This window comes from Lysinibacillus sp. KU-BSD001 (assembly GCF_042920265.1).
Lineage (GTDB): Bacteria > Bacillota > Bacilli > Bacillales_A > Planococcaceae > Lysinibacillus_B.
The window spans coordinates 594553-607586 of record NZ_JBDQZI010000001.1 but is presented as its reverse complement, the minus strand read 5'-3'; the positions used below and the strand labels follow the sequence as shown (position 1 = coordinate 607586).

At 39.3% G+C, this 13034-nt stretch carries 13 protein-coding genes; 2 read left to right on the top strand and 11 right to left on the bottom strand.

What is annotated here, in order from left to right:
• Positions 1-7 precede the first annotated feature (7 nt).
• The 8 genes from AAGS61_RS03260 to AAGS61_RS03225 form a co-directional block, all read right to left on the bottom strand.
• Positions 8-1129: a Nif3-like dinuclear metal center hexameric protein gene (locus AAGS61_RS03260; RefSeq protein ID WP_391367193.1), complete on the bottom strand. Its 1122-nt coding sequence runs from the start codon at positions 1127-1129 to the stop codon at positions 8-10.
• Complete coding sequence (locus AAGS61_RS03255) at positions 1126-1821, bottom strand: tRNA (adenine(22)-N(1))-methyltransferase (protein WP_391367191.1); 696 nt, start codon at positions 1819-1821, stop codon at positions 1126-1128. The genes AAGS61_RS03260 and AAGS61_RS03255 overlap by 4 nt, the downstream gene beginning before the upstream one ends.
• A gap of 156 nt (positions 1822-1977) precedes the next feature.
• Positions 1978-2319: a cytochrome c550 gene (cccA, locus tag AAGS61_RS03250; protein WP_391367188.1), complete on the bottom strand. Its 342-nt coding sequence runs from the start codon at positions 2317-2319 to the stop codon at positions 1978-1980.
• Positions 2320-2619: 300 nt separating this feature from the next.
• Positions 2620-3177 (bottom strand): hypothetical protein, encoded by a 558-nt coding sequence (locus AAGS61_RS03245; RefSeq protein WP_391367185.1) that lies wholly within the window; start codon positions 3175-3177, stop codon positions 2620-2622.
• A gap of 238 nt (positions 3178-3415) precedes the next feature.
• Positions 3416-4540 (bottom strand): RNA polymerase sigma factor RpoD, encoded by a 1125-nt coding sequence (rpoD, locus tag AAGS61_RS03240; RefSeq protein WP_391367183.1) that lies wholly within the window; start codon positions 4538-4540, stop codon positions 3416-3418.
• Between the two features lie 33 nt (positions 4541-4573).
• Positions 4574-6397 (bottom strand): DNA primase, encoded by a 1824-nt coding sequence (dnaG, locus tag AAGS61_RS03235; protein WP_391367180.1) that lies wholly within the window; start codon positions 6395-6397, stop codon positions 4574-4576.
• A 230-nt stretch (positions 6398-6627) separates the two neighbouring features.
• The gene (locus AAGS61_RS03230) at positions 6628-7446 is read right to left on the bottom strand and encodes a pyruvate, water dikinase regulatory protein (protein WP_391367177.1); all 819 of its coding nucleotides are present in this window, start codon (positions 7444-7446) and stop codon (positions 6628-6630) included.
• A 10-nt stretch (positions 7447-7456) separates the two neighbouring features.
• The gene (locus AAGS61_RS03225) at positions 7457-8095 is read right to left on the bottom strand and encodes a helix-turn-helix transcriptional regulator (RefSeq protein WP_391367174.1); all 639 of its coding nucleotides are present in this window, start codon (positions 8093-8095) and stop codon (positions 7457-7459) included.
• A gap of 405 nt (positions 8096-8500) precedes the next feature.
• On the opposite strand from AAGS61_RS03225, the gene AAGS61_RS03220 reads away from it, so the two are divergent.
• Both AAGS61_RS03220 and AAGS61_RS03215 read left to right on the top strand, forming a co-directional pair.
• Positions 8501-9889 (top strand): glycine--tRNA ligase, encoded by a 1389-nt coding sequence (locus tag AAGS61_RS03220; RefSeq protein WP_391367171.1) that lies wholly within the window; start codon positions 8501-8503, stop codon positions 9887-9889.
• A gap of 300 nt (positions 9890-10189) precedes the next feature.
• Complete coding sequence (locus tag AAGS61_RS03215) at positions 10190-10657, top strand: hypothetical protein (RefSeq protein WP_391367168.1); 468 nt, start codon at positions 10190-10192, stop codon at positions 10655-10657.
• Between the two features lie 100 nt (positions 10658-10757).
• Here the strand turns inward: AAGS61_RS03215 and recO are convergent, their stop codons facing one another.
• The 3 genes from recO to AAGS61_RS03200 all read right to left on the bottom strand — a co-directional run bounded on the left by recO (position 10758) and on the right by AAGS61_RS03200 (position 13009).
• Positions 10758-11537: a DNA repair protein RecO gene (recO, locus tag AAGS61_RS03210; RefSeq protein ID WP_391367165.1), complete on the bottom strand. Its 780-nt coding sequence runs from the start codon at positions 11535-11537 to the stop codon at positions 10758-10760.
• A gap of 157 nt (positions 11538-11694) precedes the next feature.
• Positions 11695-12615, bottom strand: a complete 921-nt coding sequence (era, locus tag AAGS61_RS03205; protein WP_391367162.1) for a GTPase Era — start codon at positions 12613-12615, stop codon at positions 11695-11697.
• On the bottom strand, positions 12596-13009 hold the full coding sequence (locus AAGS61_RS03200) for a cytidine deaminase (protein WP_391367159.1): 414 nt from the start codon (positions 13007-13009) through the stop codon (positions 12596-12598). Before AAGS61_RS03200 ends, era begins: the two co-directional genes overlap by 20 nt.
• Positions 13010-13034: the final 25 nt, after the last annotated feature.

Genomic DNA, 13034 nt, shown 5'->3' with positions numbered 1-13034 from the left:
ATGCCCCTTAAATAAATTGAAATGGTTCTGTATGAATTGTAGACTGAATAAATTCGACACGTAATTTTTTGTCTGCACACATCGAGCTCATTTTCTCAGCTACCCCTTTGATCATCACTTTTTCAACGTGATGTCCAGGGTCTACAATATTTAATCCGTTTATTTCTGCATCTTGCGCCATATGGAAGCCAATATCCCCTGTCACAAATACATCCGCTCCTGCAAATTTAGCTGTACGGATATATTTATTGCCATCGCCACCGACAACAGCTACTTTGCGGACCATGCTATTAAGCTCTCCTACAACACGTAGTGCGGGCACATCTAATTGTACTTTCACATGCTCCGCAAACTGTTTTAGTGTCATAGGTTTTGCCAGGCTGCCAATGCGCCCTAGTCCTTGCTCATTCGCTTGCAAATCCAGTGTCCACACATCATAAGCTGGCTCCTCGTACGGATGTGTATTTAACATCGCTTTTAACACTTTGTTTTTGACGCTTGTAGGAAAAACAACTTCAATCTTCTCTTCATCAGCTACTTCCATTTCACCAACTTGGCCTAAAAAAGGATTTGCTCCTTCTAAAGCACGGAAGCGTCCTTCACCGCTTGATGTAAAGCTACAAGCATCATATAAGCCAATTTGTCCTGCTCCAGCTTTTGCGAGTGCTGTACGCATCTCGTCTACATGCGTTTTTGGTGTAAATACAGCTAACTTCATGAGCTGTTCACTATATGTGTGCTCCAAAATTTGGCGATTTTCTAATCCAAGTGCATCGGCTAATAAATCATTTACGCCACCTGGTGCAACATCTAAGTTTGTATGTGCTGCATAAACCGCTATATCATGTTTCAAACATTTTTCAAAGAGCTTTCCTTGCGGGTTATCTGTTCGCAGATGACTTAGCTTAAAGAAAATCGGCGGATGGTGTGCAATGATTAATTCACATTCGTTTGCAATTGCTTCATCCACCACTGCATCTGTCACATCCAGTGTCACTAATACTTTACTGATCGATTTATTCAATGTGCCAATCGCTAATCCAATCGGATCGTTTGGCATACATGCGTATTTTTTTGGCGCCCAACTTTCAAATAACTGAATGATTTCATTTCCATTTGCAGTTTTCATGTCAGTGCCTCCTGTACAAGTGCAATTAAATGATGCAGCTCAGCACGTTTAGTTTCAATTTCTGACGTCGCCTCGGCTTTTTCAATAGATTGTAATACACGCTCCCAGTTTGCCATTTCGCGTGCCCATTTTTGCATAAATACAGGAGATTTTTCTGCCATTAGCTTTTTACCAAGTAAAATTTCTGCCTCCGTATAACTTTCCTGTCCACGCTGCAGCACTAGAATTTCGTAGATTTTATCATCTTCCTCTAAAATGGCTTCATCATGAATCGCCCACCCATTTCGAATCGCCCATTCACGAATCGCTTTTGCATGAATATTCGGTTGTAAAATAAGACGCGTGACACTTTGTAAGCTTTCTGGATTATTCTCTAAAATGGATACAATTAACGGACCACCCATTCCAGCAATTGTCACAGTATTCACTTTATCTTCAGGATGAATGGCTGCTAGCCCATCCGCTAAACGTACCGTAATTACTTCCGATAATCCTTCCGTTCGAACTTGTCGAACTGCTGATTCATACGGTCCCTTTACAACCTCTCCTGCAATCGCACGGCTTACAATACCTTTATGTACTAAATTACAAGGTAAATAAGCGTGGTCACTTCCGATATCTGCTAATACCGCTCCCGTTGGCACAAACGACGCCACCGTTTCTAGACGTTTTGAAAGCTTTTGTGCATTCATAGTTTACCCTCACTTTACTAAATTCCAATTCCAACATTTATTATATAAAAAAATAAACCCTTAGTCGCCTTACAACTAAGGATTTATGATAGACAATGAAAAAAGTGTAGATATTGGCGAAAAATGCGCTTATCTACACTTTTGATTGTTTGATGCTTACTCTAAACCAGCAATATAGTCAGCAACTGCTTGCGCTTCAGCTTCGTTTGTAATAACAGCAGGCATTGTACCTTGACCGTTCATTACTACAGTTTTCACGTGCTCAGCATCTAGACTACCAGTTAAAGCTGGCCCCATACCGCCGCCTAAGTCACCACCGTGACAGCCGATACAAGAAGATTGTACGATTGCTGCACCATCGATTTCTGCAGTAGCTTCACCGCTTTCACCTTCAGTTGCTTCATCTTTGTTTCCAGCGCCTTGTAATGACATGAAGAAAATAAGTCCGATACCGAATGCCATAATTAGGACGTAAGGAATAAGTGGATTGTTTTTCATAGCGTATATACCCTCCCTCATTTAAAAACTGCTTCTATAAATATAGAATCATTTCAACAATCATTATTGTACTTCATTAACGGAGAAACGAAAAGCCCTAAAAGGGAACTTTTCTTTTGTTTGTAACAATTTTGACATTTATACGTCAATAACTGACATCTCTAATAGACAAAGACATACATGCTATATGGCAGAGGTGGAGTTTGAGAACATGACTTCAATCTTTTCAATTGCTAATGCTTCACTGCGAGCATTAGTTTCCCATATTTTATAAAATACATAAATTTATATAGTTTGATTTTACATATTCATTGCACTATAAATGATGATCGCCACCATTCCGAGTAAACCCGATATAGTAAAATAAATTAACTTCATTTTTAATCCCGACAAAAACCAAAATAGGCTATTTCCTATCAGTACACTATAAATAGCTAAATCATTTTTAGGTAAATACGTTAAGCACAATTTAACTGTAAGACCTAATAGTATCAGTGCTCCACTAATATAAAGAACGGGTGTTAACAGTTCATTCTTTTTAGCATAATAAAACGCTGCAAATAGCGTACCTATAGCAAGTATTGTGGCTGGAATCGCTGTGAACCATACCGTATCAATTGTGAATAATAACGCAAATAATATAATTGCTAGTAATGGAAATAGGACAAGCATCCATTGCCGCTTTTGCTTTTCCTTACCTTTCACAGACTGCTTTGCCTTTCCGATAAGTTCTTCACTTTCATGATTACCACCTGTATAAAGTGTCATCAAAAAATCGCAATAGTGTTCTGGTAATAACTTATTTTTTCGCCAAAATGTAATTTCATTAATAATAATTTGTTTGCGTTGATTTGCCATGCATGCATCTCCAAAATTTATATAATTTATAAAACTATTCTAACGGATACTATAGTCATTCGAAATCCACAAAAAGTAACATCACCATAAAAATTCCGATTTTTTTATATGACTAAATACATAAATGGGTCATTTACAGCATGTATAAGGCTCTACTCTTTTACCAAATAAAAAGAGTGTAGATCGTAGTCAAATGATCGACGTTCTCTACACTCTTGTACATATTAAAATGACATCATTATTCTAAAAAGTCTTTTAAGCGTTTTGAACGTGATGGATGACGTAATTTACGCAATGCTTTTGCCTCAATTTGACGAATACGTTCACGTGTTACACCAAACACTTTTCCTACTTCTTCAAGCGTGCGTGTACGGCCGTCATCTAATCCAAATCGCAGACGAAGAACGTTCTCTTCACGATCTGTTAACGTATCTAACACATCTTCTAGCTGTTCTTTTAACAATTCATATGCTGCATGGTCTGAAGGTGATTGTGCTTCAGAATCTTCAATGAAGTCCCCTAAATGCGAATCATCTTCTTCCCCAATCGGTGTTTCTAAAGAAACTGGCTCTTGTGCGATTTTTAAAATCTCACGTACCTTTTCAGGTGTTAAGTCCATTTCCTCACCGATTTCTTCTGGAGACGGTTCACGACCTAAATCTTGCAATAACTGGCGTTGAACACGGATTAATTTATTGATTGTTTCAACCATATGCACTGGAATACGAATGGTACGTGCTTGGTCAGCAATCGCACGCGTAATCGCCTGGCGAATCCACCATGTTGCATACGTTGAAAATTTAAATCCTTTTCGGTGGTCAAACTTTTCAACCGCTTTAATTAACCCCATGTTTCCTTCTTGAATCAGGTCTAAGAAAAGCATACCGCGACCAACATAACGTTTTGCAATGGATACTACTAGACGCAAGTTTGCTTCAGCTAAACGTTTTCGCGCTTCCTCATCACCTTGCTCGATACGCTCTGCTAAGCGAATTTCTTCTTCGGCGGAAAGTAAATCAACACGGCCAATTTCTTTTAAATACATGCGAACTGGGTCGTTAATTTTTACACCAGGAGGAACACTTAAATCATTTAAATCAAATGCTTCTTCGCTTGCTTCCTGCTTTGACAATGCTTCTTCTTCAAACTCTTCCTTACCTTCAACTTGCACATCATTTTTTTCAATTTCATCTGCGAAATTAAAAACTTCTTCTGTATCTAAATCAAATGCTGCAAGCTTATCTGAAATTTCTTTCATAGAAATTTCACCATCTTGTTTTGCCTTCGCTTTCAGAAGCGCCTTCACCCCATCTAAAGTAAGTTCATTTCCTGTTTCTTTCGAACGTTCTGACTTGTCCGCCATAAACCTTCCTCCTTCTATGCAAACCGAATCGGATTACATGCTCGATAGTTGCCGCTTTAACTCAATTTGTTTAGTAACTAAATCACGAGCTCGTAGGTAATCAAACATTTTCTCCGCTTCTTTACTTTCATGAATTAACTGATCTATTTCTAATTGAATACGATGTTTCTTTATATGCTTTAAACAATCTGCAATTTCCTGTTCACTATGATCGGGGTCTCGCTCAACTAATGCAGCTTCCATGACAATTTTCCGAAGATTAGCATCATCTAACAATTCTACAAAGCGATGGTAATCAGGTGATGCATACTCCTCGTAAAAACCGATTAGTTTCACAAAAACCGTTTTATAATCATCCCGAATGAACGGATTTGGGTCTTCACTCTTTAAGAGTTTGTCAACAACATAAACATTATGCAACATATGTGAAAGTAATAATCGCTCGGCACGTTCTGTAGCAGTTAATCGCTTGTTAGGCGTCACCGATTGTTGCTCAATACGCTCTATTTTCTTTTGCGCTTGCTTATGATGTTTCACTTGTTCCGCTTCAAACTTGCGGTACTCGGCTTCAATTGCTTGTTTCGTAATATTCGTCTCTTTCGCAAGCTGATTAATGTATAAATCACGCTCAATTGGTGACGTTTTACCGACTAAATGCTCGAGTACTTCATGAATGTATTGGAACGTATCATTTTCAAATTGAAAATTTTTCCCCCGTCTTGCATGCATCATCATAAATGCAATATACGCATACGGCTTTTCTAATATTTGATTTGTAAAACTTTCTGCCCCATACTGATTAATATAATCATCCGGGTCCATTTTATCAGGCAATATTGCAACTTCGACTTTTATCTTTTCAGTATGCAATAGCTCAGCAGCACGTTTCGCCCCTTCAACACCAGCATTATCCCCGTCATAGCAAATCGTAATTTGCTCCGCTAAGCGCTTAAGCTTTTGGACATGCTGTGGTGTCAACGACGTTCCCATCGTAGCGACTGCATTGTACACACCCGCACGGTTCGCAGCCAACACATCCATAAATCCTTCCATCAGGATAATTTTGCGTGTTTTGCGAATTGATGCACGTGCTTTATCTAAATTGTAAAGCACTTGACTTTTATGAAATATTGGTGACTCTGGACTGTTTAAATATTTCGCTTCTTCTGCCTCACTATTTAAAATTCGCCCTGAAAACGCAATTCCCTTTCCATTTTCATCGCGAATTGGAAACATAATTCGACCTCGAAAACGATCAAAATATCGATTATCGTTTTCTTTATGAATAATTAAGCCGCTTATTGCCATATCCTCTAACGTAAAACCTTTGCGTTCCAGCAGCGTTGTCAGTGCATCCCACTGAGGCAGCGCCCAACCAATTTTATGTGTATCAATGAGTTCGCGTGTAAAACCACGCTCTAATAAATAATTTAGTGCCGGCTCGCCCTCTTCCGTGTTAATAAGTAAGTGATGGTAAAACTCTATTGCAAACTCATGCGCCTCACGCATTTTTTGTTCTGCTGGTGAGAGCCCTTTTACCACTTCTCCACTCTGTGGTTGCACATCAACTTGAATGCCGACACGTTCTGCAAGCTTTACTACAGCATCAGGAAATGAAACATTTTCAATATCCATGACAAATGTAAGAGCATTGCCACCGGCGCCACAACCAAAGCAGTGGAAAATTTGCTTATCTTGAGATACTGAAAAAGAGGGTGTTTGTTCGCCATGAAATGGGCATAATCCGAACCAGTTACGCCCTCTTCTTGTTAACTGCATATAGTCACTAATGACGTCGACTATATCAGACTGCGAACGAATCTGCTCAATTAAATGTTCAGGTATTTTCCCAGTCATGTCATCACCATTCTTTTTTGTCCTTAAACACAATTCGAGATAAAACGAAAAATCCCTCTAAATTTCGACAAAAATTTTAATATTCTTCATACCTTTTGTCTCTTTGCGAATATTTTTACCACAATTTTATTATTATAAAACAAATTCCAAAATAATTCCATACTTTTTTACTATAGCACGTTAAAAAAACCTCCTCCTAGAGTCGAGGTGGTTTAAGTTTTGCATAATCGTTATATGATTTTTCCCTGTTCAATTTTTTCAACAATACAATTCGCTGTTTCTTCAACTGCTTTATTGGTTACATCAATTACTTCGCAGCCTACTTTTTCAGCTATTTGATAGAAGTGACGAATCTCCTCTTCAATCCGAGAATGCTGTGCATAAACAGCACCCTCCGTTAAACCAAGGGCAATTAACCGCTCTTTCCGTATATTATTTAGTTGTCCTGGTGAAATAACTAAACCAAAACACTTTTTCGGGTCAACATGAAATAATTCGACCGGCGGCTCTACTTCAGGCACTAACGGCACATTTGCCACTTTATAGCGTTTGTGGGCTAAATATTGCGATAAGGGCGTTTTTGATGTACGTGAAACACCAATCAACACAATGTCAGCTAATAAAATCCCCCGCGGATCGCGACCATCGTCGTATTTTACTGCAAACTCAATAGCTTCAATTTTTTTAAAATAGTAATCATCTAGTTGATGGACGATACCAGGTTTTTCTAGTGGCTTTGTATTTATTTTTTTCTCTACCGCATCAAGCATTGGCCCAAGTAAATCAATAACTGTGACCCCTTCTTGCTGGCTCGCTGCTATCATTACGCTACGAAGCTGATGTAACACAAGCGTAAAAATAATGATGGCATCTTGTCTCCTGGCCATTTTTACAATTTGTTCAATATGATCTACTTCTTGAATATGAGGAAATCGCTGAATGGCAACATGCTCAAATGTCGGTCTAAACTGGCTTACTACTGCCTTTACAGCGACCTCCCCTGTTTCACCGACTGAATCCGACACAACAAAAAAACGCAACGTTTTCATACGTCACTTCCTACAACTCATGCGTTTCCGCAAGCGAAATAAACGCCTTTGTAATATTCGTTTTTGTTAAGCGTCCTACAATTTCAAGTCCTGACTCTTTTTCATGTACGACAGGCAAAGAATCGATTTCACGATCAATCAATTTTTTAGCGGCTAAAATAAGTGAATCATATTTTGTGCAGTATGCGATATTTGGCATACGCGTCATAATAATATGAACAGGAATCTTCGTTAAATCTTGTGTACCAATGCTTGTACGTAGCAAATCTTTTCGAGATAATACACCTTGCAAATGTTTATCTTTATCTACTACAAACAGCGTTCCTACGTCTTCTGAAAACATACGTAGAATAGCATCATATACCGTTAGATTTTCAGAAACTATAACCGGCATAGCTTGGAAATCTTTTACTTTCAAATTCATCATGGATTCTGTTAAGGATACCGTTGTTTTCTTCCCAGCATAGAAGTATCCTACACGTGGTCTTGCGTCTAAAAAGCCCGCCATTGTTAAAATCGCTAAATCCGGTCTTAACGTAGCCCTTGTTAAACTCAGGCGCTCAGCAATTTGTTCACCTGTAATAGGGCCGTTCTCTTTTACGATTTGTAAAATAGCGTCTTGACGTTTATTGAGTTCTATTGGACTCACCCGCCTCAAATAATGTTATACTTATTCGACTAATATTATATACTATTTCATGAATGATTGCGAAGAATAAAACTAGAATGTTCTTTATTGACACTTCAAGTGTTTTATTGCAATATGTACAGTATAAACTGAATAGGCGATGAACGGGATAAATAAGTAATTTTTCAAACGACTAGCGAGTAGGGATGGTGAAAGCCTACAACTGAAAAATGAAACGGCACCCCGTGAGCTAACGTTTCGAAAGAGGTTTGTTTGAGTGGCATGTGCGCATTTTTCTATGCGATGTCCCTCTCAAGCAAGCAAGCGGGGTGGAACCGCGGGTGGAAACACTCGTCCCCGGGCAACATATGACGCCCGGAGACGAGTGTTTTTGTTTTTCGGGCAATAATCAAGGAGGAATTTTTCATGACACAAAAATCAATGGAAACAATCGTAAGCTTAGCGAAACAACGAGGATTTGTATTCCCTGGTTCTGAGATCTATGGCGGTCTTGCGAACACTTGGGATTACGGTCCACTAGGTGTGGAGTTAAAAAACAATGTCAAAAAAGCTTGGTGGCAAAAATTCGTACAAGAATCTGAGCATAACGTAGGGCTTGATGCTGCCATTTTAATGAACCCTCGTGCTTGGGTAGCATCTGGTCACGTTGGTAACTTCAACGACCCAATGATTGACTGTAAAGCATGTAAAGCGCGTCATCGTGCAGATAAATTAATCGAAGATGCTTCTTTAACGAAAACAGGGAAAGAAATTATCGTTGACGGTATGAGCTTTGACCAAATGAAAGCAAAAATGGACGAATTAGAAGTTAATTGTCCAGACTGCGGCAAAAACGACTGGACAGACATTCGTCAGTTCAACTTAATGTTTAAAACACACCAAGGCGTTACAGAAAGCTCTTCAAACGAAATTTACTTACGTCCTGAAACAGCGCAAGGTATTTTTGTAAACTTTAAAAATGTACAGCGTTCAATGCGTAAACGTACACCATTTGGTATCGCACAAATCGGTAAATCATTCCGTAACGAAATTACACCAGGTAACTTCACGTTCCGTACACGTGAGTTCGAGCAAATGGAGCTTGAATTCTTCTGTAAACCAGGGGAAGACCTTGAGTGGCATGCTTATTGGAAAGAATTCTGTAAAAACTGGTTACTTGCACTTGGTATGAAAGAAGAGTCTATGCGCCTTCGTGACCACGAGGACGATGAGTTATCACACTACTCAAACGCGACAACAGATATCGAGTTCCGCTTCCCATTCGGTTGGGGCGAACTTTGGGGGATCGCAGACCGTACAGACTATGATTTAAAACAACATATGGAACATTCGGGTGAAGACTTCACATACATTGACCCAGTAACAAACGAACGTTATGTGCCTTACTGTATCGAGCCATCTTTAGGCGCGGACCGTGTCACATTAGCATTCTTATGCGACGCTTATGAGGAAGAAGAGCTTGAAGGCGGCGATGTACGTAACGTATTACGCTTCCACCCAGCCCTTGCACCATTCAAAGCAGCAGTATTACCACTTTCTAAAAAATTATCAGAAGGAGCAGAAGCTGTTTGGGCTGAATTACGCAAAGCATTCCCAGTAGACTACGATGAGTCACAATCAATCGGTAAACGCTACCGTCGTCAAGACGAAATCGGTACACCATTCTGTATCACATACGACTTCGACTCAGCAGAAGACGGCCAAGTAACAGTCCGCCACCGCGACTCTATGGAGCAAATCCGCATGCCGATTTCAGAAGTAAAAGCTTATATCGAAAAACACTTACTCTTCTAGTTGCACTAGGGACTTCGTTCACGCCAGTGAGCGAAGTCCTTTTTTAGATGCATGCGGATTTGCGACGAGGATTGTGGCGCTAGCGACAACCGCAGGAGCACTTTTTTGGCATGCCGATTTCAGAAGTAAAAGCTTATATCGAAAAATACTTACTCTTCTAATTGCACTAGAGACTTAATCTCCCCACTTTTCAACTATCCTCCAATAAAAACACTGAAAATTCAATAAAATATATAACCAAACGAACAATACTTCGTTATAATCAAATAAACGGGACTGTTAGAAATAGGAGGGGGAAATATGTTCTTTCAGCTAAGAGAAACAAAGAAAAGTGACGTTGATACTTATGATCAAGTACGACAATTAATAACAGCCACTTTACATCAAGAATGTCCACAACATAGTTCAAAACACCATATATTGTATACGGCTAACTTACAACTAGAGCAGTACAAAGAGGCAAAAGAATTTTTTTATGCGCAATGTGACGTGACAACATCGCTTGGTACATTTTCAAAAGAAGCCTATGATAAAGCCAACAAGAACTATCATCAGCTTTATTTAATCATCCGTGCTTATATGCATCTGAGCGATGAACGACAACGAGAACATTTCAATCACCACTTCCGATTTTCAAAGGAACAGATTGAAACAATGTATGACTATTATGCACATTACTCTACTCATGTTAAGACGCTTGCATTAGAAGAAGGGTTTTGGCATGCCCTAAAGGAAGATTTAATCCCTCTTCTTACACAGCTCGAATAATAAAATAGCTCGTTATTTCCCCACCTTTAAGGATAAACCATTGTTATCCAAAAAAATAACGCTCTCTCATCGTTTTATGTCGATGCAAGAGCGCCGTTTTCTAATACTCTTCGTCATTTTTACTTCTCGGCTGAAGTTGGGGTGTTCGTTCTAATTGTTCAATAAACGTTCTTGATTTTAAACGAATGCCTGTCTGTTCTTCATAAATCGTTGTAACAATTTTTTTTATAAAGTTTTTCGTTTGTGGCTTTAGTTCAATTTTACCTACTTGGTCAATAGACATACTGTAAAACATACGAATCAGCTTTAGCTGCGTGGGAGAGAGTCTGATAATGTACGGGTCTAAATGAAAACAACTGTGACAAAGGAATCCACCTTGTGTAAATGAAAACGCAAATTCCCCTTCTACCGCTCCGCACCCTGCACAGCAGTGAAGGATTGGTTGTACGCCCGTATACGGCAACATCTTCCAATCCACAAATAATGTAATCGCTTCCGGGTCATAGCCTTCATCAATCGCATTTAATGCTTGCAATAACACCTCATACGCATACGGCTCTTCTCGCCCTTCCTCAACTAATCGGTCAACAAGTTCCACAATATAGCTCGCATAAGCTGTTGCGATAATATCTGTTTGCAATGTACGCATCGAACTAAAATGCTCACCTTGTTGCAATGTCCCCATCCCACTCGTTCGTTGCACTAAAAAAGACCCGTGCATAAACGGCTGTGTAACCCCTGCAAGACGGCTCGTTGGCTTTTTTGCACCGCGCGCCATACATGCCACTTTCCCTGCCTCTCGCGTCATTAATGTAACAATTTTATTTGATTCACCGTACGCCCTTGCTTTTAGTACAATACCTTCCCATTTATGTAGCATATCCATCCGTCCTTAACTCGATTTCTGTTTCTATTATACATGAGAAGCATACAACTCGCCCTATTAGGATGCGAGTTGATGCAATAAAAAAATGCTGCTTTCTACAAGAAAAACAGATGAAGGACTAATGCAATCCTTCATCTGTTTTAATGGTATTTTAGTATTCGTCTTCGCGGAAACCGAAGTCACGAAGATGCGTTTGCTTATTACGCCAATCTTTTTGCACTTTAACCCAAAGCTCTAAATATACTTTGGAGCCAAGTAACATTTCGATATCTTTACGTGCACGTGTCCCTACTTCTTTTAATAATGCACCACGTTTTCCAATCACAATCCCTTTTTGAGAGTCGCGTTCAACCATAATCGTTGCTTGCACACGGATTTTATCTCCATTTTCCTCATCACGTTTAATTTTATCAATAACAACGGCAATCGAGTGTGGAATTTCCTCCCGCGTTAAATGCAATACTTTTTCTCGAATTAACTCTGAAATAATAAAGCGTTCTGGATGATCTGTCACTTGATCAGCTGGATAATATTGCGGTCCTTCTGGCAAATACTTGTCAATCGTTGCAAGTAAATTTTCCACATTATTTCCTTCTAAAGCCGAAATCGGCACAATTTCTGCAAACGGGTATTTATCCTTATAATCTGCAATAATATCAATCAGCGCATCAGGGTGTATTTGGTCGATTTTATTAATAACTAAGAAGACCGGTGTTTTATTGCCTTCTAGCATTTCTAAAATAAATTCATCGCCTTTGCCAATTTTTTGTTCGGCATTGACCATAAACATAATAACATCGACTTCACGTAATGTATTTTTTGCTACCTTTAACATGAACTCGCCAAGCTTATGCTTCGGCTTATGAATTCCTGGCGTATCAATGAAAATCATTTGTGAATTCCCTTGTGTTAATACACCTTGCACTTTATTGCGTGTTGTTTGTGGTTTATCTGACATGATGGCAATTTTTTGCCCAATCACGCGGTTTAAAAACGTTGATTTCCCAACGTTTGGTCGGCCAATAATCGAGATAAAGCCCGATTTGAACCCTTTATCGTTTGCTAGCTGCATAATCTAAATCCTCCGGTGTGAATGCGCCTGGTAATAGCTCACCCACTGTTGTTTGTTGTACGTCACCTTTTAAGTTTGTTAAATAGACAGGCATATCTGGTGCACAAAATTCGCTCATCACTTGACGACAAGCCCCACATGGTGCACATGGACGGTCTGTATCTGCCACAATAGCTAACGCTTTAAATTTCTTTATGCCTTCAGATACCGCTTTAAAAAACGCGGTACGCTCTGCACAATTCGTCATACTATATCCTGCATTTTCAATATTGCACCCGTGGTATACTGTGCCATCTTCTGCTAGTAATGCAGCCCCCACTGGGAATTTTGAATAGGGTACATATGCCTTTTCACGTGCAATTTTTGATTGCTCTAATAACTGTTCCATGTTCATAGAAGAACAACCCCTTTCAAATAAG